Annotated in this window: 1 protein-coding gene; it reads left to right on the top strand. The window is 72.8% G+C overall.

The annotated features are described in order from the left end of the window. Window positions 1–1,116 (top strand): ABC transporter ATP-binding protein (locus tag IE312_RS43500; RefSeq protein WP_229900897.1); only part of this gene is annotated, 1,116 nt, incomplete at both ends.

Consider the following 1,116-nt stretch of genomic DNA (forward strand, 5'->3'; position numbering starts at 1 on the left):
CCTTCCGCGACGACCGGCACGGTCCGCTGCTGGCCGTCGGCGCGGGCTACCTGCTGTGCGCCCTCGCCTCGGGCGGGCTGCAGTTCGCGTTCATCGAGGTCTCCGCGCGCGTCAGCCAGGACGTGCTGCTGGACCTGCGCGGGCGGATCTTCCGGCACGCGCAGGCGCTCAGCATCGACTTCCACGAGCGCTACACCTCCGGCCGGCTGATCTCCCGGTCCACCACGGACGTCGAGTCGCTGCGCGAACTGCTCGACGAGGGGCTCCAGGAGCTGGTGACCATCATCCTGTCCTTCGTCTCCATCTCGGCGATGCTGCTCTGGCTGGACCTGGGCCTCGGCGCGGTCGCGGTGGCGTCGTTCGGACCGCTGTACCTGCTGGTCCGGCTGTACCGGCGGCGCGCGGGGCGGGTGTACAAGGCGCGGTCCACGGCGATCGCGGCGGTGATCGTGAAGTTCGTGGAGACGATGAACGGCATCCGTCCGGTGCGCGCGTTCCGCCGGGAGGCCGCCAACGACGCCGAGTTCGCTGTGCTGAACCGGCGGCACGAACGCACCAACGGGGACGGCATGCTGGAGATGGCCCGCTATGTGGTCGGCTCACGGCTGGTGGCCAACACGGCGGTCGCGGCCATCGTGCTCTGGGGCGCCCACCGGGTGGCGTCCGGCTCCCTGGAACTGGGCGTCCTCGCGGCGGCGGTGCTCTACCTGCGCCGGCTGTACGACCCGATCGACCGGCTGGGCATGTTCCTGAACGCCTACCAGTCGGCCGCGGCCTCCCTGGAGAAGATCGCCGGGCTGCTGGCGCAGCGGCCGTCCGTGCCGGAGCCGGACCACCCGCGCGAACTCCCGCCGCTGCGGGGCGGGCTCCCCGGGCGCGAGGTCGTCTTCGACGGGGTCCGGTTCGGCTACCGCACCGGCGGCGAGGTGCTGCCCCGGCTCGACCTGACCCTGCCCGCCGGGCAGACGGTCGCGGTCGTCGGCTCCACCGGCGCGGGCAAGTCGACCCTGGCCAAACTGCTCGCCCGTTTCTACGACCCCTCCGCCGGACGGGTGCTGCTGGACGGCGTGGACCTGCGGGACCTGCCGGTGCCCGAGCTGCGGCGCGGGGTGGTCA

It is taken from the genome of Streptomyces capoamus, from assembly GCF_014654935.1.
GTDB classification, from domain to species: domain Bacteria; phylum Actinomycetota; class Actinomycetes; order Streptomycetales; family Streptomycetaceae; genus Streptomyces; species Streptomyces capoamus.